The sequence below is a fragment of the Streptomyces sp. NPDC040410 genome, assembly GCF_055595715.1.
In genome coordinates this window covers 428,905-446,761 of record NZ_JBVIVK010000001.1, presented here as the reverse complement: position 1 = coordinate 446,761, position 17,857 = coordinate 428,905, and the positions used below count along the sequence as shown (strand labels likewise).

Genomic DNA, 17,857 nt, shown 5'->3' with positions numbered 1-17,857 from the left:
CGAGCAGCGGACTGGCCGTCGCCGTCGTGTACGGCGTGCTCAGCTTCGCGGCGAGCCTGCCGGGCGCCCTCGTCCTGGTCGCCCGCTGGTACACGGGCCTGCGCCCCGGTTCCGGGACGGACGTGCCGGCCCCGGAGGCCCGGCCCGCGGCCGACGCCGCCTACTTCCGCCCGGAATCGTCCCCCGAGGTGAGCAATGACAAATACCCGCCGAAGGAATCCGTCAGGCTCGCCAGCAGTTCCTTCCCCTTTTCCGCCGAACCCAGCGAAGGACGGCCGATGACACCCGAATCGGTATAGGCGGACATACCGAGGGAGAGCAGATGGCGCCGGTCGTCCGCGACGAAGTCGGATGTCTCATGTCCCGGTCGGATCAATTCGGGATGAGTGTGCAAAAGGATGGAGGTCTCAATTTCCCCCGCGTGCATGTCGGTGAGCAGCGAGGTGGCCACCCCCGCCCGCTCGCGCGCCGCTTCCCAGTCCTCCACGGCCGGGAACAGTGCCATCCGCTCGCCGCGGGCGGAGGATTCCTGAACGACGTTGCCCAGTACGTAGTTGCCGCCGTGCCCGTTGACCACCACCAGGCAGTCGACGCCGGAGCGGCGGAGCGAAGCCGCTATGTCCCGTACGACCGCGTGAAGGGTCACTGAGGAGATGCTGACGGTCCCCGGCCAGGCCGCGTGCTCGTGCGAGCAGGAGACCGTCACCGGAGGGAGGAGGTGCACCGGGTACGCCGCGGCGATCTCCCGGGCAATGGCACAGGCGACGAGCGTGTCCGTCGCCAGCGGAAGGTACGGGCCGTGCTGCTCGAAGCTCCCGACGGGCAGGACCGCGACCTGCCGGGAGACACCGGCACCTCGCGCCCGTACGTCTTCCGTGGTGTCCGCCGGCAACGTACCGTGTGCCGCCGACCGCATTGGTGAACCACTCATTTCTTCACGGCCTTTCGTCTCTGCTTAGGAACCAGATCATGACAGAAAAAATCGGTGTACTCGGCAAGAAGTCACCGCAGCGGACGGGTGTCGAACGCGTTGTGAATGCCCCGCTGCCCACCGTGTACGGGAAATTCGAGGCGGTCGGTTACCTGGACCACGACCGCGGCGACGAGCAAGTGGCACTGGTTTACGGTGACATCGGCACCGAGGGAGTTCTCACCCGGCTGCATTCCGAGTGCCTGACCGGTGACGCGTTCGGCTCCCAGCACTGCGAGTGCGGCGACCAGCTCGCCGCCGCCCTGCGCGCGGTCGTCGCCGAAGGCAGCGGCATCGTCGTCTACTTGAGGGGCCACGAGGGCCGCGGCATCGGTCTGCTCGCCAAGCTGCGCGCGATGGCCCTGCAGGCGGAGGGACTCGACACCGTCGAGGCGAACCTCGCGCTCGGCCTGCCGGTGGACTCCCGCGACTACGGCGTCGCCGCCGGGATGCTGCACGACCTGGGAGTGCAGTCCGTCCGCCTGATGTCGAACAACCCGCGCAAGCGCGAGGCGTTGACGCGGCACGGCATCGAGGTCACCGAGACGGTGCCGCTGCTGATCCCGCCGTGCGAGAACAACATCACCTATCTGCGCACCAAGCGGGAGCGGCTCGACCACCACCTGCCCCATCTGGACGCGGTGGCGCACTGGTCCTGACCGGGGGAGTCTCCCCCCATCGGCGCTGCATGTGCGTGCCGGGCGGACGTGGTCGGGCAGCCATCCGCTCGACCCGGTGGGGGACGCGGAGGAGAGCGCGATGGCCCGCTGTGTCTCCCGCACGCTCGCCCTCGGCGTCCGGCACACTCTGGACGGCTGGCTGCCGCCGGGCCTGAACCGGGCCGCCGAGGCGGCGCGGTCCGAGGTGTGGCTGCGCGAACTCGCCGGCGAGGGAGGCGACTTCACCCTGCGAGTCGACCGGTAGCGTCCGGTCCTGGGGCCGGGCCGGCCCTCAGCCGGTGACCGCCTCGTGGACCAGCCGTTTGAGTTCCGGGTAGATCGTGTGCGAACCCTTCGGCCGGACCTGCGTCATGAACTGCACGGTCAGGTCGCGGCCGGGGTCGACCCAGAAGGTCGTCGTCGCGACCCCGCTCCAGCCGTACGTGCCCAGGCCAGAGGGGGCCGTCGTACGGTCCGGGTCGATCACCACGGAGACGCCGAGGCCGAAGCCGACGCCCTCGTTGCCGGGCTCGTCGTGGGCGGGGGCGCTGCCGAAGGCGCGCAGATCGGCGCCGCCGGGCAGGTGGTTGCTGGTCATGAGGTCCACCGTCCCGGGGGCGAGCAGGCGGGTCCCGTCGAGTTCGCCGCCGCGGCGCAGCAGCTCCATGAAGCGGTGCATGTCGTGGGCGGAGGCCACCATGCCGCCGCTCCCGGACAGGAAGCGGGGGCGGCCGTGCAGCGGGAGCCCGGGGATGGGCTCGATGCCGCCGCCGTCGGCGTCGCCGTACAGCTCGGCGAGTCTGTCCGCCTGGTCGGCCGGGACGCAGAACCCGGCGTCTGTCATCCCGAGCGGGCCGAAGATCCGCTCGGCGAGGAAGGCGTCGAGCGGCTGTCCCGAGACCACCTCGACGACCCGGCCCAGGACGTTGGTGGCGACGGAGTAGTTCCACTGCGTGCCCGGTTCGAACTGCAGCGGCAGGCTCGCGTAGGCCTCGACCGTACCGGCCAGGTCCGAGCCCGGCAGCACCGCCGACTCCAGACCGGCCTCGCGGTAGAGCCCGTCCACGGGGTGCGTGTGGTAGAAGGCGAACGTCAGGCCCGCCGTGTGGGTCATCAGATGGCGGATGCGTATCGGCCCTGCGGCCGGGCGGGTCCTGATCCCGGCACCGGAGCCGCCGACGTACACCTGGGGGTCGGCGAAGGCCGGCAGGTGGCGGTCGACAGGGTCGTCCAGCGAGAGCCGGCCCTCCTCGACCAGCAGCAGCGCGGCGACCGAGGCGACGGGCTTGGTCATGGAGTAGATCCGCCACAGGGTGTCGGGCTCGACGGGCAGCCCGGCGGCGATGTCACGGTGGCCGTACGTGGTGAGGTGGGAGACGCGTCCGCCTCGGGAGACGGCGACCAGGAAACCGGGCAGGCGTCCTTCGTCGACGTAACGGGCGAAGTGCTGGTCGAGGCGGTCCAGCGCCTTCGCGTCCAGCCCGGCCTCGCCCGGGTCGACCTCTTGTCGCAGCTGTACCATCGCTCTCCTCCGCAGTGCGTTCGGCGAGGCGCGCTCCGGCATACACCGCCGGAATGCCCCTCAGACCTCATCGTGGCGCAGGAACACGTGAACGGTCCCCGGGATGTCTGTGATCGCCGATCGGGGTGGCGAAACGTCCCGGCAGGGCGAGACCGGCCGCCGCACCGGCCGCGGCCAGGACCGCGAGGAGGACGAGTGGCGGTTCCGGACCCCCGGCCCAGTCCCATGAGGGTGGTCGCGGCGGCCACGCCGAGCGCCGGCCCGACGTTCATCGCGGTCTGCTGCAGCCCGCCCGCCACTCCGGCCGACTCGACGGTGGCCCGCCGTACGAGGACATGGGTCGGGCTCGCGGTACGGCGTTCGTGCCGGACGAAGGCCGTACCGGTCACCGGGACCGCAGCGAGGCCCAGCCCGCTCCCGGCAGTCCAGCCGGACTCCGGCAGCGCGACGAGGGTGTGCACCAGGCACGCCAGGCTCACCGCGAGCAGCAGCGCGCCCGGCACGTCCAGGGGGACGGGGGCCGGGGATGTCTGCCGCGGCTCGCGTAGGGCGAGGGCGACTACGCCGAACAGCATCGCCGGCACGACGTTGACGAAGGTAGACAGTGTCTACTCTCTGGCTCGACGGTGTCTTCCCGGGAATGCGCGGCCCGGCCGGGCCGGTTGACCTGATATGACTCAGGACGCGACGCAGGACGCACTGCTCAGGCTCCTCTCCGAGGGCCGCGGCGGGGTGCTGGTCACCCTCAAGCGGGACGGCCGGCCCCAGCTGTCGAACGTCAGCCACCACTACTACCCGGACGAGCGGATCGTCAGGATCTCGATCACGGACGACCGCGCCAAGACCCGTAACCTGCGCCGGGACCCCCGGGCGTCGTACCACGTGACCAGCTCGGACCGGTGGGCCTACACGGTCGCCGAGGGCACCGCCGACCTCTCGCCCGTCGCGAAGGACCCGCACGACGAGACGGTCGACGAGCTCGTCCGCCTGTATCGCGACGTCCTGGGCGAGCACCCCGACTGGGGCGACTTCCGCGCCGCGATGGTCCGCGACCGCCGACTGGTGCTGCGGCTTAAGGTGGAGCGGGCGTACGGGATTCCCAAACGCGCCGGCCGGGGCTGAGCGCCGGATGCGGGCCGTGGTCCGCGCGCCCCGGCCGCCCCTGAAACCGGCCGGAGCGCGCGGAGGCCTGCTGGAGCCAGGTGCCGGAGCCAGGCTGTCCGTCTCTGCTCGTTCCGGCCGATGTTCTTTCCGCCAATGTCATCTGTCAAACGGGGCGTGGCGCCGGGTGAAGTCGTCAGGTCCTGTCGTCACCTTCCCGCCTGCCCCGCCGGGCGGACGACGGGAATGTGATGACAGGACCTAGGGCGCGGGGCGGAGGACCGATGACGGATGGTCCGGCGATCACCGGCTGCTTAGGCTTCGTTGCAGGTCAAATCCGGTGAGGACGCCAGGAGAAGAGGTCCCGATGCCCGTCAACGGCCGCAGTCACATCCGTATCGCCCGCCCGTCCCGGGACTTGGCGCAGGCCGAGCGCTTCTGGGCCGACGGGCTCGGACTCGGCGTCGTGTGGCGGGCCGAGGGCGGACCCGAACCCTGCGAGCACGACCTGTTGATGCTGGGCTGGCCGGACGCCGACTGGCACCTGGAACTCGTCCGCGAACCCGCCCGTCCCGTCGAACCCCGGCCCACCGAGGAGGACCTCCTGGTGATCTACGTCGACGGCCCGGTGCCGGAGGACCTGGTCGCACGGCTGGAGGAGCACGGCGGGAAGCGCGTCCCGTCCCCCAACCCCTACTGGAACCAATGGGGGGTCACCCTCGAGGACCCGGACGGCTACCGGCTGGTGCTGTGCGAGCGGGGCTGGTCCAACGCGTAGGAGCCCTCAAGGCTTACGCCGTCACCTCTCCGGCTGGGACGCCTCCCGGACCACCTCGCCCTCACCAGCCCCGGAGCATGGCCGTCGCCGACTCCTACGGTCCGATGCGCGGCCGTGCCGTCACCAACGCCGCGGGCAGCGTCCGGATCGCCCTCACCGTCGGCGCGGAGCCCACCGACGACACCGTCCACGCCCAGCACACCCCGCCGGCCGCCGACGACGTGGCCGCGGCACGCCGCTCCCGCGAGGCCGCCGGCCGCCTGCTGCCGATCGCCGCGAACCGCCACGACGACCTGGCCGCCCGCTACGACCTCACCGACGCCGAGCGGGAGACGTACCGCGACCTCCGCATCCTCTACGACCGGGACGCGCACGGCGTCTTGGCACTGCCCTACCCGTACCGTCGACCGCGTCTTCCTCGAACTCCTCCAGCGCAGACGGCGGCCACCGCGGCCACGGCGCCTCCAACACGCCCGTGGGGCTGGCGGCCGGGCATGCGGTGAGGGGCTCACTGGCGGCTGACGTTCCTGGTCACACCGGTGAAGACCGTCGTTGCCAGGATCCAGCCCGCGATGACGAGGGCGTAGGACAGCGTCTGGTACCAGCCCTGGGGGGCGAAGGCGCCCTCCTGCCCGAAGGAGATCACCGGCAGCAGCAGGTCGAGGGTGTAGAACACCGGGTCGAAGTGCGGGGCCTCGGAGCCCTTGAGCGGGCGGGGGTGGTGCAGCCCGTACGCCACCGAGCCGACCGCAAGCAGGGACAGAAGCCAGACGGCGGCGCGCAGGGGGCGGAAGCCGTAGCCGACGGTGGCGTCCTGGACGTAGCCCCAGACCCGCCCGTACCAGGCACGCGTGGTCCTGAGGCGGCGCTGCTTGGCGAGCTGCACGAGCCGGGCCGCGTGGTCGTCGCCGACGCGGCGGTAGGATGCGGTCAACTGCTCGTAAACGTACGGGACATAGCCGTCGTCCTCCCGCTCCAGGAGCGGCAGCCGGCGCTCCGCCGGTTCGTGCGGGGCCAGCGTGGTGTAGGTCAGGCCGTCCAGGTGCACATGGGCGGGCCAGATGCCGGGTGCCGCCTGGATGCGTTCGATCTGCGCGCGGCGAAGGTCGACACAGCCCTCGATCGGCAGGGTCTCGTGCAGCCACAGCTCCCCGATCACCGCGCTGCTCGCGCGCAGCGCCATGCCGTCCGGGTTGGACAGCCGGGCGAACGCCAGACTGAGCTGCCCCGGTACGCGGATTCCGCGCAGGTCGGCCCGGCCGTCCACAGTGAGCTGCATGCCGAGGAAGTCGGCACCGACGGAGAGGTTCTGCGCCTGAAGGGCCGTACGGCCGGGGTGGTGCAGGCGGGCGCCGGCGAGATTGACAGTACCGGCGACGGACGCGCCGTTGAGCCGAAGCCGGCCCTGGGCTCGCAGCCCGGGAGCCCACAGGTCGTCCCCGACGGACGCCTGGTTGAGCTGCAGCACCGGCTCCTCGGTGTCCGGCGCGGTGAACTCGGCGCTCTCCATGAACACGGCCCCGGAGACCTGTGCCCCGCCGAGCCGCACCGGCCCGCGGAACCGGCAGCGGGTGAACCGCAGTACCCCTTCCACCCGCACGGTGGCGGCGGCCAGCCCGGGGAGTACGGACTCGCTCAGGTTCAGATGACGGAGCTGGGCACCGTACAGCTGCGGTACGTCGTCGAAGAAGCAGTGCCGCAGGCGGGCCGCGCGCTCGCTGGTCGCGTACCGGAGGTCGAGCACGCCGGTGATGCGCGCGCCGGCCAGTTTGAGGGAGGGGATCTCTCCCTGTTCCTCAGGGCCGTTGAGCAGCAGATACCGCAACACGGCCGCCCGTACGGTCCGTTCGGGTCCCCAGCTCTCGCCCGCCGCCGGGTCCTCGTCCTCCGCCGTACGGAAGTCCACCGCCGCGCCCGTCGCGAACGCCCGCCACACCCGCTCCTCGGGCGCCGTCAGATCGTTGATCTCCATCAGCCTGGACTCTGACGTGGCCTTGCGCGCCTGTCAACAGGCCTCTGCCGGTTGACCGTTGCCGCAGGTGGTGGGCTCACCACCTGCGGACACTCCCTGACGACCGCCGTCCTGCGGTCTGGTGTTCCACTCGGCTGTCACCGGCCGGTCGGCCGGACCTACTTCGATTCGACGGCGTGGCCGCCGAACTGGTTGCGCAGCGCCGCGATCATCTTCATCTGCGGCGAGTCGTCCTGGCGGGACGCGAACCGAGCGAAGAGGGAGGCGGTGATGGCGGGCAGCGGTACGGCGTTGTCGATGGCGGCCTCCACGGTCCAGCGACCCTCACCGGAGTCCTCCGCGTAGCCGCGCAGCTTGTCCAGGTGCTCGTCCTCGTCGAGCGCGTTGACCGCGAGGTCGAGCAGCCAGGAGCGGATGACCGTGCCCTCCTGCCAGGAGCGGAAGACCTCGCGCACGTCGGTGACGGAGTCGACCTTCTCCAGGAGCTCCCAGCCCTCGGCGTAGGCCTGCATCATGGCGTACTCGATGCCGTTGTGGACCATCTTGGAGAAGTGCCCGGCGCCGACCTTGCCGGCGTGGACATAGCCGTACGGTCCCTCCGGCTTGAGCGCCTCGAAGATCGGCTGGAGCCGCGCGACGTGCTCCTTGTCACCGCCGACCATCAGGGCGTACCCGTTCTCGAGTCCCCACACGCCGCCGGAGACGCCCGCGTCGACGAAGCCGATGCCCTTGGCGCCCAGCTCCTCGGCGTGCTTCTCGTCGTCGGTCCAGCGGGAGTTGCCGCCGTCGACGACGGTGTCGCCGGCCTGCAGCAGGCCGCCGAGCTCGTCCACGACGGACTGGGTGGGGGCGCCGGCCGGGACCATCACCCAGACGGTGCGCGGGGCTTCGAGCCGGTCGACCAGTTCGGCGAGGCTCTTCACGTCGGAGAGTTCGGGGTTGCTGTCGTATCCGACGACGGTGTGGCCCGCGCGGCGGATCCGCTCGCGCATGTTGCCGCCCATCTTGCCGAGGCCGATGATTCCCAGCTGCATGGTCACTTCACTTCTCCTGAGCGTTCTTCAGCGCGCGGTACGCGGCCACGAGGGCGGTGGTGGAGGGGTCGAGGCCGGGGACGTCGGCGCCCTCGGTGAGGGCGGGCTCGACACGCTTGGCGAGGACCTTGCCGAGCTCGACGCCCCACTGGTCGAAGGAGTCGATGTTCCAGATCGCGCCCTGCACGAACACCTTGTGCTCGTACAGGGCGATGAGCTGGCCGAGGACCGACGGCGTGAGCTCGGTGGCGAGAATGGTCGTGGTGGGCTTGTTGCCCTTGAAGGTGCGGTGCGGCACCTGCTCCTCGGGCACGCCCTCCGCCCGTACCTCCTCGGCGGTCTTACCGAAGGCGAGCGCCTGCCCCTGCGCGAACAGGTTGGCCATCAGCAGATCGTGCTGTGCCTTGAGGCCGTCGCTCAGCTCGGCGACGGGCCTGGCGAAGCCGATGAAGTCGGCCGGAACGAGCTCGGTGCCCTGGTGCAGGAGCTGGTAGTAGGCGTGCTGTCCGTTGGTGCCGGGCGTGCCCCACACCACCGGGCCGGTCCGCCACTCCACGGGACGTCCCGCGCGGTCCACCGACTTGCCGTTGGACTCCATGTCCAGCTGCTGCAGGTAGGCCGTGAACTTTGACAGGTAGTGGCTGTAGGGCAGCACGGCGTGCGCCTGGGCGTCGAAGAAGTTGCCGTACCAGATGCCCAGCAGTCCCAGGATCAGCGGGGCGTTGGCGTCTGCCGACGCGCGCTGGAAGTGCTCGTCGACGATGCGGAACCCGTCGAGCATCTCCCGGAAGCGGTCCGGCCCGATGGCGATCATCAACGACAGGCCGATCGCCGAGTCGTAGGAGTAGCGGCCGCCGACCCAGTCCCAGAACTCGAACATGTTGTCCGGGTCGATGCCGAACCCGGTGACCTTCTCGGCGTTGGTCGACAGGGCGACGAAGTGCGCTGCGACCGCCTTCTCCTCGCCGCCGAGGCCGTCGAGGAGCCAGGACCGGGCCGAGGTGGCGTTGGTGATGGTCTCGATGGTGGTGAAGGTCTTGGAGGCGACGATGAACAGGGTCTCCGCGGGGTCCAGGTCCCGTACGGCCTCGTGCAGGTCGGCGCCGTCGACGTTCGAGACGAACCGGAACGTCAACTCCCGTGCCGTGTAAGCGCGCAGCGCTTCGTACGCCATCGCGGGGCCCAGGTCGGAGCCGCCGATGCCGATGTTGACGATGTTGCGGATCCGCCTGCCGGTGTGGCCGGTCCACTCCCCCGAGCGGACCCGGTTCGCGAAGCGGCTCATCCTGTCCAGGACAGCGTGGACCTGAGGGACGACGTTCACGGGGTTCTCGGGGTTCTCGCCGTCGACCTCGATCACCGCGTTGGCCGGGGCGCGCAGCGCGGTGTGCAGGACCGCGCGCTGCTCGGTGACGTTGATCTTCTCGCCGCGGAACATGGCGTCACGCAGTCCGAACACGTCGGTGGCGGTGGCCAGTTCCTGGAGCAGGGCCAGCGTCTCGTCGGTGACGAGGTGCTTGGAGTAGTCGATGCGCAGGTCGCCTACGTGCACGACGTACCGCTCCGCACGCCATGGGTCCATCGCGAACAGATCGCGCAGATGCGCGGTCCACCGAGCGCGGTGGTCCTCCAGGGCGGCCCACTCAGGTCGCCGTGTGAGCTTGGGGGAGTCAGACATGAGAGGAGATCTCCTTGGTGGACTCGCCGCGCAGGGCGACGGCGTACATCTCGTCCGCGTCGAGGCGCCTGAGCTCCTCGGCGATGAGTTCGGAGGTGGAACGGACCTTCAGCGCGAGGGTGCGCGAGGGCTGGCCCGGCAGGGACAGCGTGGCCAGCGGCCCCTCGGGACGGTCGATGACGATCTCGCCCTGCTCGGTGCCGAGGCGCACGGCCGTGACGACGGGTCCCGCCGTGACGATCCGGTCGACGCCGACGCCGAGGCGGGCCTCCAGCCAGCGGGCCAGCAGTTCGGCGCTCGGGTTCTCGGCCTCGCTCTCAACGGCCGCCGAGGTGACCTTCGCGCGGGCCTGGTCCAGGGCCGCGGCCAGCATCGAGCGCCAGGGGGTGAGCCGGGTCCAGGCGAGGTCGGTGTCGCCGGGCGCGTAGGAGGCAACCCGCGCCTCCAGGGCCGTCAGCGGGCGTTCGACGGCGTACATGTCGGTGATCCTGCGCTGGGCGAGGGCGCCCAGCGGGTCCTTGGCGGGCACCGCGGGCGCGTCCACCGGCCACCACACGACGACCGGCGCGTCCGGCAGCAGCAGCGGCAGCACCACGGAGTCGGCGTGGTCGGACACCTCGCCGTAGGTGCGCAGCACCACGGTCTCGCCGGTGCCCGCCTCCGAGCCGACGCGGACCTCCGCGTCCAGCCGGGAGGCGGTGCGCTCGCGCGGGGTGCGGGCGTGCCGCTTGATGACGACCAGGGTCCGCGAGGGGTGCTCGTGCGAGGCCTCCTCGGCCGCCTTGATCGAGTCGTAGGCGTTCTCCTCGTCCGTGACGATCACCATCGTCAGGACCATGCCCACGGCGGGCGTGCCGATGGCGCGGCGGCCCTGCACCAACGCCTTGTTGATCTTGCTTGCCGTGGTGTCGGTCAGGTCGATCTTCATGGCCTGCGCCAGCTCCGTCCGTCTCGTGCGAGCATCTCGTCGGCCTCTTTCGGTCCCCAGCTGCCCGAGGCGTACTGCGCGGGCCTCCCGTGCCGTGCCCAGTACTCCTCGATCGGGTCGAGGATCTTCCAGGACTCCTCCACCTCCTGGTGACGGGGGAACAGGTTGGCGTCGCCGAGCAGCACGTCCAGGATGAGGCGTTCGTACGCCTCGGGGCTCGACTCCGTGAAGGACTCGCCGTACGCGAAGTCCATCGTGACGTCCCGGATCTCCATCGACGTGCCCGGCACCTTCGAACCGAACCGGACGGTCATGCCCTCGTCGGGCTGGACGCGGACGACGATCGCGTTCTCGCCGAGCTCCTCCGTGGCGGTGGAGTCGAAGGGGGAGTGCGGCGCCCGCTTGAAGACGACCGCGATCTCTGTGACCCGCCGGCCGAGGCGTTTGCCGGTGCGCAGGTAGAAGGGGACGCCCGCCCAGCGGCGGTTGTCCACCTCCAGCCTGACCGCCGCGTACGTGTCGGTCTTCGACTCGGGGTCGATGCCCCCCTCCTGGAGGTACCCGGCCACCTTCTCGCCGCCCTGCCAGCCCTCCGCGTACTGCGCGAGAACGGTGTGCTCACCCAGGTTCTCCGGCAGCCGCACGGACCTGAGGACCTTGAGCTTCTCGGTGAGCAGTGACTCCGCGTCGAAGGCGACGGGTTCCTCCATCGCGGTCAGCGCCATCAGCTGCAGCAGATGGTTCTGGATGACGTCACGGGCGGCGCCGATGCCGTCGTAGTAGCCGGCGCGCCCGCCGATGCCGATGTCCTCGGCCATCGTGATCTGGAGGTGGTCGACGTACGACCGGTTCCAGATCGGCTCGTACATCTCGTTGGCGAAGCGCAGCGCCAGGATGTTCTGGACGGTCTCCTTGCCGAGGTAGTGGTCGATGCGGAAGACCTGGTCGGGCTCGAACACGTCGTGCACGAGCGCGTTCAGCTCGCGGGCGCTCGCCAGGTCGTGCCCGAACGGCTTCTCGATCACCGCGCGGCGCCAGGAGCCCTCCGGTGCGTCGGCCAGTCCGTGATTCTTGAGCTGCTGGACGACCTTCGGGAAGAACTTCGGCGGCACGGAGAGGTAGAAGGCGTAGTTGCCGGCGGTGCCACGGGAGCGGTCCAGCTCGTCGACGGCCGCCCTCAGCTGCTTGAAGGCCGTGTCGTCGCCGAAGTCACCGGGGATGAACCGCATGCCCTCGGCGAGCTGCTGCCACACCTCCTCATGGAAGGGCGTGCGCGCGTGCTCGCGGACGGCGTCGTGCACGATCTGCGCGAAGTCCTCGTCCTCCCAGTCCCGGCGGGCGAACCCGACGAGCGAGAAGCCCGGCGGCAGCAGACCGCGGTTGGCCAGGTCGTACACGGCAGGCATCAGCTTCTTGCGGGACAGGTCGCCGGTGACGCCGAAGACGACCAGTCCGGACGGGCCCGCGATACGGGGCAGGCGGCGGTCGCGCGGGTCACGCAGCCGGTTGGACCAGCCGGCCGGCGGGGTGGCCGGAAGGGCCGTCACGGCCTCGGCCGCATCGGACAGTTCATTGCTCATTCGTCGTCGACCCCCTTGCGGTTCAGTGACCTCGTGACGGCGTCCAGCAGAGCGAGTGCTCCCGCGGCCGCGGTCGCTTCGGTCACTCTGATCATCTTCTTTCTGGCGTCCGGATCAACCGTGTGCGGCGGCGAGGCCCGTCTGTGGATTGAGCAGAGCCCGCGCTGGCGCGGCGACCTTCTCGGCGGTGAGGCCGAACTCGGCGAACAGGGTCTTCGCATCGGCGGAAACGCCGACGTGTTCAAGTAAGACGATGCGTCCTGCGTCACCTGTGAACCGGTACCACGTCAGACCGATCCCGGCCTCGACCGCAACGCGGGCCCGCACGGACGGCGGAAGGACACTCTCGCGGTACACCGCGACTGCTCCTCGGACCACCGCGAGGTGGAGCCGCGTGTAGAGGGTCAGCGAGGTGTCGCCGGGGGACAGGACGAAGCGGTCACGGCCGGTCCACTCGGGATCGGCCGGGTCGTACCGCATCACCTTCTGAAAGATCGTGTACGCGGCGGGGCCAGACTCATCGCGGTGCCCGGGCGACCGTTCCCGGCCTGCTGCACAGTGTCGGCCGCCAGAAGGCGGGCGGTGTCGACGGCACGCCGGTCGAGTTCGGTCCATCCGAAGCCGGCCGGTGCCTGCGTGCTCATCTTCAAGAAATCCTAGACAGGAGGGCGATAGCTGCTCTAACGCGTTCAAAAGTAAAAGTCTGACTTTTACGTGGGAAGGTCGCCGTGTGTCAGCCTGTGGTGAAAGTGGGACACGGACGGCACGGTCGAGGCGGTATGAGAAGGACATGGCAGACAGAACCACCCAAGGCGAAGACGGTGACGACGGCGTCGGCGGCGACGACGGAATCAGAACATTCCCCTTTCCGGTCGAGATGAGCGTCGGCGGCGTCGGCATACAGGTCGGCCCGATGGGAACCGGCCACACCTGGCACGCCGCCGACGCGCCGCTGCACCGCGTCCACCGCATCGACTTCCACATCGTGATGCTCTTCGACCACGGCCCCGTCCAGCACATGATCGACTTCGCCGAGTACGAGGCGGCGGCCGGCGACCTGCTGTGGATCCGCCCCGGGCAGATCCACCGCTTCCCGCGCACCAGCGAGTACCGCGGAACCGTCCTGACCATGCAGCCCGGCTTCCTGCCCCGCGCCACCGTCGAGGCCACCGGCCTGTACCGCTACGACCTGCCGCCCCTGCTCCACCCCGACGAGGCCCAGCGCACCGGCCTCCGGTCGGCCCTCGCACAGCTCCAGCACGAGTACGAGGACACGACGACACTCCCCCCGAGCCTGCACACGGCGGTACTGCGCCACACCCTGACGGCGTTTCTCCTGCGCCTGGCCCACCTCGCCGCCGACTCCGCCGAGGCCGCGCGCAGGCAGTCCGACACGACCTTCACCCGCTTCCGCGACGCGGTGGAGCAGGGCTTCGCCACCAACCACAGCGTCAGCGCCTACGCCGACGCCCTCGGCTACTCCCGCCGCACCCTGGTCCGCGCGGTCCGCGCCGCCACCGGCGAGACCCCCAAGGGCTTCATCGACAAACGCGTGATCCTGGAGGCCAAGCGCCTGCTGGCCCACACGGACCTGCCGACAGGCCGCGTCGGCGCGGCGGTCGGCTTCCCGGACGCGGCGAACTTCTCCAAGTTCTTCCACCACCACACTGAGCTGACACCGGCGGCGTTCCGGGCGGAGCTGCGCTGAGCTCCCGACGGAAGGGGCGGGCCGCCACGGGCCCGCCCCCGCGGAAGTCGACCTGCCTTTCAGTGACCGAAGTTGAACCAGTTCACGTTCACGAAGTCCGCCGGCTGGCCACTGGTGAAGGTGAGGTACACGTCGTGTGTGCCCGTCACCGGGCTGATGTTGGCCGGAACCGTCCTCCATGACTGCCAGCCGCCCGTGCCGGCCACCGCGAAGCCGCCGACGGGCGTGCTGGTACGGCTGTCCAGGCGCACCTCGACCAGGCCGCTGACGCCGCCCGCCGCACCGCTCGCCACCCGCCCGACGAACTGCGTCGCCGCGGTCGAGCCGAAGTCGATCCCCTTGTAGAGCGCCCAGTCGCCGTTGGCCAGCGAGCCGACGTTCTTGCCGCCGCCGGTGTCCGAGGTGGTCTCGGTGCTCGTGCCCGACTGGCTGTCGTAGGACTCGGCCTGGATGGCGCCGTAGGCGTCACGGTTGCCGGACGGCGGGGGAGTGGTAGCGCTCCCTCTGCTCGACTGCAGCACCTGGACGTAGTCGACGACCATCGGGTGGCCGGGCTCCGTGCCGCTGTCCGGTCCGCCGCCGAACGCGTCCGGGAAGGCGCCGCCCATCGCCACGTTCAGGATGATGAAGAAGCCGTGGTCGGTGGCGTTGGCCCATGTCGTCGCGTCGACCTGGTTCGCCGTCACCGTATGGTAGCCGGTGCCGTCCACGGAGAAGCGGATCGCCTCCGGGCTCACCGAGCGGTCCCACTCCATGGTGTAGGTGTGGAAGCCGGCCTGGCAGGCCGTGCCCGGACACACCGTGTGGTTGCCGATTCCGGAGGTCTCGTTGCAGGGGCCGCCCGGGTTGGTGCCGCAGTGCATCGTGGCCCACACGCGATTCAGGCCCTGGACGTTCTCCATGATGTCCAGCTCGCCGACACCCGGCCAGTTCTGGTGGTTGCCGCGGTAGGGCGCGCCCAGCATCCAGAACGCCGGCCAGTAGCCTTCCGCGGCGGTGCCGGTGACGTTCGGCATCTGGATACGGGCCTCCACGCGCAGCTTGCCGCCGGAGGGGGGCTGGAAGTCGGTGCGGTTGGTCTCGATGCGGCCCGAGGTCCACTTGCCGGTCGAGTCGCGCAGCGGGGTGATGCGGAGGTTGCCATTGCCGTCGAGCGAGACGTTGTTCGTGCTGGAGGTCATCGTCTCGACCTCGCCGGTACCCCAGTTGGCCGGGCCGCCGGGGTACGAAGTGCCGGTGTCGTACTGCCAGTCGGCGGTGCTGACGCCCGTGCCGGCGGCGCCGTCGAAGTCGTCGAGGAAGACCTGGGACCAACCCGTCGGGGGAGTTGGGGCGGAGGCGTTCGCCGCCGGGGAGGTGACCGTGGCGGCGGCCGCCGCCAGGCCGAGTGTGCCGAGGACGGCGACGAGCGCGTGCCGCAGCGGACGGCGTCTGCGGTGCGCGCCAGGGACGGATATGCCGGAGGTGTCGCTCATGGGGGCCTCTCGGGTACGGAGTGAGTGCGGGGGTTCCTTCGAAAGCGCCCCGCGGGTTTGAGAGCGCTCTCAAAGTGGGCCCAATGTGCTCTCAGTCACTCCGGCCGTCAAGAGGTGTAACCGAGAAATACCCACCGCCCGAGGGGAGTTCACTCGATGAACACAGGTCGGTGCGGACAGTGGGGGCGTGCGTGGAGTCGACCGACACCTGCATACCGACACCCGACGTCGAGTCCGCCGCGGGCGTGAAGTAGCCGACGTACGTCTCACCGGGCGACTTCGTGGTGGAGGTCGCCGTCTCCTCAGCGGCGCCCTCCGCCCGGGCGGCGACCGTGTACCTCGTGCCCGAGTACGAGTTCGCTGCGCTCCGTGGAGATTGGGTCAATGGTTGAGCGGGAGCGAGCAAGGAAGGATTGAAGACGGCGAGTAATGTTCACGCTGTGCCGGCAGAACGACGCCACCAACTCATCCTGCGGGCCCTGCGCTCCGGCGGCCCCGCGGCTGTGACCGACCTCTCCGAGCAGCTCGGGGTGAGCCCCGCCGCCGTCCGGCGTGATCTGCTCACATTCGAGGAGGACGGCCTGCTCGTCCTGCCCGACAGCCGTACCACCGCCTGCAGCCCGGCCAGGCAGCTGCACGGCCGCCGGTTCACCGTGATCACCGGCAACCTGGTGGTGTACGAGGAGCTCGCCGACGACGAGGGCAAAGAGCTCGTGCTGCTCGACGGCGGGGTCCGCCGCGACTACCGCTCCCTGGTCGGCTTCCTCACCGAGGACAACCTGCGCGGGCAGCGGATGGCCGCGACCGTCGTCGCGGTGCCGGCCGAACGGGCCATGATCAAGGCCGGTGACAAGGGCGTCCTGCTCGCGGACTCTGCGAAGTTCCCGGGTACGGGCATGGCGAAGGTCTGCGGTCCCGAGGACCTGGACGTTGTGGTGACGAACGCGCCGGTGGACACGGCGACGCGGACCTCCCTGGAGGAGGCGGGCGTCGAGTTGGTCGTGCCAGGCGAACCAGGAGAGGCTGGTGCAGCGTGAAGCTGACGATTCTGGGCGGTGGCGGCTTCCGGGTGCCGCTCGTGTACGGGGCGCTCCTCGGGGACCGCGGCGAGGGCCGGGTGACGGAGGTCGTTCTGCACGACCTGGATGCCGGGCGACTGTATGCAGTCGCCCGTGTGCTGAATGAACAGGCCGTTGGTGTGCCGGACGCCCCCGAGGTGGCCGCTACCACCGACCTCGACGATGCGCTGCGCGGCGCCGACTTCGTGTTCTCCGCGATCCGCGTCGGCGGCCTGGAGGGGCGTGCGAACGACGAGCGGGTGGCGCTCGCGGAGGGGGTGCTGGGCCAGGAGACGGTCGGCGCGGGCGGCATCGCATACGGTCTGCGGACGGTCCCCGTCGCTGTGGACATCGCCCGGCGCGTCGCCCGCCTCGCCCCCGACGCCTGGGTCATCAACTTCACCAACCCGGCAGGCCTCGTCACCGAGGCGATGTCCCGCCACCTCGGCGACCGCGTCATCGGCATCTGCGACTCGCCGGTCGGCCTCGGCCGTCGTATCGCGCGTGTACTCGGCGTGAACCCGAGGGAGGCGTGGATCGACTACGTCGGCCTCAACCACCTCGGCTGGGTCCGCGGCCTGCGCGTCGCCGGCCGCGACGAGCTGCCGCGTCTGCTCGCCGACCCCGACCTGCTCGGCTCCTTCGAGGAGGGCAGGCTCTTCGGCGTCGAGTGGCTGCAGTCCCTGGGGGCTGTCCCCAACGAATACCTGCACTACTACTACTTCAACCGGGAAGCCGTCCGCGCCTACCAGCAGGCCGACAAGACCCGCGGTGCCTTCCTGCGCGACCAGCAGGCCCGCTTCTACGACGAGATGAAGCGCCCCGACGCCGCGCCCCTCACCGCCTGGGACCGCACGCGCGCCGAACGCGAGGCGACCTACATGGCCGAGAACCGGGAGACGGCCGGCGCCGGTGAACGCGACGCCGAAGACCTCTCCGGCGGCTACGAGAAGGTGGCCCTCGCACTGATGCGCGCCATCGCCCGCGGCGAACGCACCACGCTGATCCTCAACGTCCGCAACCAGGGCACCCTCTCCGTGCTCGACGCGGACGCCGTCATCGAGGTCCCCTGCCTCGTCGACGCCAACGGCGCGCATCCCGCGGCCGTGGCCCCGCTGCCCGGCCATGCGACCGGTCTCGTCTGTGCGGTGAAGGCGGTCGAGCGAGAGGTGCTGGCGGCGGCCGAGTCCGGTTCCCGTGCGACGGCCGTGAAGGCGTTCGCGCTGCACCCGCTTGTTGATTCGGTCAACGTGGCACGCAGGCTGGTGGAGGGGTACACAGAGGTCCATCCCGGCCTGGCGTACCTCAAGTAAGCGCACCGGCACCGCGCTCGCCCACCGTGTCGTCGGCGACTCACGGAGCCGTCGGGGGTGCCGGAGTCGACGAGGGTATGG

18 protein-coding genes and 2 pseudogenes are annotated in these 17,857 nt (G+C 70.4%); 9 read left to right on the top strand and 11 right to left on the bottom strand.

Annotated elements, in window-relative coordinates; translation table 11 throughout:
- Window positions 1-160 precede the first annotated feature (160 nt).
- Complete coding sequence (locus ACZ562_RS01985; RefSeq protein ID WP_471173170.1) at window positions 161-931, bottom strand: creatininase family protein; 771 nt, start codon at window positions 929-931, stop codon at window positions 161-163.
- Window positions 932-969: 38 nt separating this feature from the next.
- On the opposite strand from ACZ562_RS01985, the gene ribA reads away from it, so the two are divergent.
- Together ribA and ACZ562_RS01975 are read left to right on the top strand one after the other, a co-directional pair.
- Complete coding sequence (gene ribA / locus ACZ562_RS01980) at window positions 970-1,629, top strand: GTP cyclohydrolase II (RefSeq protein WP_471173167.1); 660 nt, start codon at window positions 970-972, stop codon at window positions 1,627-1,629.
- A gap of 22 nt (window positions 1,630-1,651) precedes the next feature.
- Window positions 1,652-1,894 (top strand): annotated as a pseudogene (locus ACZ562_RS01975) (saccharopine dehydrogenase); the annotation flags it as partial.
- A 27-nt stretch (window positions 1,895-1,921) separates the two neighbouring features.
- On the opposite strand, the gene ACZ562_RS01970 reads toward ACZ562_RS01975, so the two are convergent.
- Window positions 1,922-3,151 (bottom strand): serine hydrolase domain-containing protein, encoded by a 1,230-nt coding sequence (locus tag ACZ562_RS01970; RefSeq protein ID WP_471173165.1) that lies wholly within the window; start codon window positions 3,149-3,151, stop codon window positions 1,922-1,924.
- 335 nt (window positions 3,152-3,486) lie between these two features.
- On the opposite strand from ACZ562_RS01970, the gene ACZ562_RS01965 reads away from it, so the two are divergent.
- From ACZ562_RS01965 to ACZ562_RS01950, 4 genes are all read left to right on the top strand, one after another.
- A complete protein-coding gene (locus ACZ562_RS01965; protein WP_471173162.1) occupies window positions 3,487-3,699 on the top strand; it encodes a hypothetical protein in 213 nt (70 codons plus the stop codon).
- A 124-nt stretch (window positions 3,700-3,823) separates the two neighbouring features.
- Complete coding sequence (locus ACZ562_RS01960) at window positions 3,824-4,273, top strand: PPOX class F420-dependent oxidoreductase (RefSeq protein ID WP_471173160.1); 450 nt, start codon at window positions 3,824-3,826, stop codon at window positions 4,271-4,273.
- A 346-nt stretch (window positions 4,274-4,619) separates the two neighbouring features.
- Window positions 4,620-5,030, top strand: a complete 411-nt coding sequence (locus ACZ562_RS01955; RefSeq protein ID WP_471173158.1) for a VOC family protein — start codon at window positions 4,620-4,622, stop codon at window positions 5,028-5,030.
- A gap of 77 nt (window positions 5,031-5,107) precedes the next feature.
- Entirely contained in the window at window positions 5,108-5,533 is a 426-nt protein-coding gene (locus ACZ562_RS01950; RefSeq protein ID WP_471173156.1) for a hypothetical protein, read from the top strand.
- A 5-nt stretch (window positions 5,534-5,538) separates the two neighbouring features.
- Here ACZ562_RS01950 and ACZ562_RS01945 read toward each other — a convergent pair whose 3' ends face one another.
- The 7 genes and pseudogenes from ACZ562_RS01945 to ACZ562_RS01915 all read right to left on the bottom strand — a co-directional run.
- Window positions 5,539-7,002 carry a pentapeptide repeat-containing protein gene (locus ACZ562_RS01945; RefSeq protein ID WP_471173154.1) on the bottom strand — a complete coding sequence of 488 codons (1,464 nt, stop codon included), beginning with the start codon at window positions 7,000-7,002 and terminating at the stop codon, window positions 5,539-5,541.
- 158 nt (window positions 7,003-7,160) lie between these two features.
- Window positions 7,161-8,036: a phosphogluconate dehydrogenase (NAD(+)-dependent, decarboxylating) gene (gene gnd, locus ACZ562_RS01940; RefSeq protein WP_471173953.1), complete on the bottom strand. Its 876-nt coding sequence runs from the start codon at window positions 8,034-8,036 to the stop codon at window positions 7,161-7,163.
- Between the two features lie 7 nt (window positions 8,037-8,043).
- On the bottom strand, window positions 8,044-9,714 hold the full coding sequence (gene pgi / locus ACZ562_RS01935) for a glucose-6-phosphate isomerase (protein WP_471173152.1): 1,671 nt from the start codon (window positions 9,712-9,714) through the stop codon (window positions 8,044-8,046).
- Window positions 9,707-10,642, bottom strand: coding sequence for a glucose-6-phosphate dehydrogenase assembly protein OpcA (gene opcA / locus ACZ562_RS01930; protein WP_471173150.1), 936 nt, complete (start codon window positions 10,640-10,642; stop codon window positions 9,707-9,709). Before opcA ends, pgi begins: the two co-directional genes overlap by 8 nt.
- Window positions 10,639-12,222 carry a glucose-6-phosphate dehydrogenase gene (gene zwf / locus ACZ562_RS01925; protein ID WP_471173148.1) on the bottom strand — a complete coding sequence of 528 codons (1,584 nt, stop codon included), beginning with the start codon at window positions 12,220-12,222 and terminating at the stop codon, window positions 10,639-10,641. The genes opcA and zwf overlap by 4 nt, the downstream gene beginning before the upstream one ends.
- A 114-nt stretch (window positions 12,223-12,336) precedes the next feature.
- Window positions 12,337-12,579 carry a transketolase-like TK C-terminal-containing protein gene (locus ACZ562_RS01920; RefSeq protein WP_471173952.1) on the bottom strand — a complete coding sequence of 81 codons (243 nt, stop codon included), beginning with the start codon at window positions 12,577-12,579 and terminating at the stop codon, window positions 12,337-12,339.
- Window positions 12,580-12,660: 81 nt separating this feature from the next.
- Window positions 12,661-12,866, bottom strand: a pseudogene (locus tag ACZ562_RS01915) (transketolase); the annotation flags it as partial.
- A gap of 146 nt (window positions 12,867-13,012) precedes the next feature.
- Between ACZ562_RS01915 and ACZ562_RS01910 the strand changes: the two are divergent.
- Window positions 13,013-13,930 (top strand): helix-turn-helix domain-containing protein, encoded by a 918-nt coding sequence (locus ACZ562_RS01910; protein ID WP_471173146.1) that lies wholly within the window; start codon window positions 13,013-13,015, stop codon window positions 13,928-13,930.
- Window positions 13,931-13,989: 59 nt separating this feature from the next.
- Here the strand turns inward: ACZ562_RS01910 and ACZ562_RS01905 are convergent, their stop codons facing one another.
- On the bottom strand, window positions 13,990-15,405 hold the full coding sequence (locus tag ACZ562_RS01905; RefSeq protein ID WP_471173145.1) for a glycoside hydrolase family 16 protein: 1,416 nt from the start codon (window positions 15,403-15,405) through the stop codon (window positions 13,990-13,992).
- 91 nt (window positions 15,406-15,496) lie between these two features.
- Entirely contained in the window at window positions 15,497-15,790 is a 294-nt protein-coding gene (locus ACZ562_RS01900) for an Ig-like domain-containing protein (RefSeq protein WP_471173143.1), read from the bottom strand.
- A 55-nt stretch (window positions 15,791-15,845) separates the two neighbouring features.
- Between ACZ562_RS01900 and ACZ562_RS01895 the strand changes: the two genes are divergently transcribed.
- The gene (locus ACZ562_RS01895; RefSeq protein ID WP_471173141.1) at window positions 15,846-16,442 is read left to right on the top strand and encodes a DeoR/GlpR family DNA-binding transcription regulator; all 597 of its coding nucleotides are present in this window, start codon (window positions 15,846-15,848) and stop codon (window positions 16,440-16,442) included.
- Window positions 16,439-17,776: a 6-phospho-beta-glucosidase gene (locus ACZ562_RS01890; RefSeq protein WP_471173139.1), complete on the top strand. Its 1,338-nt coding sequence runs from the start codon at window positions 16,439-16,441 to the stop codon at window positions 17,774-17,776. The genes ACZ562_RS01895 and ACZ562_RS01890 overlap by 4 nt, the downstream gene beginning before the upstream one ends.
- Window positions 17,777-17,857: the final 81 nt, after the last annotated feature.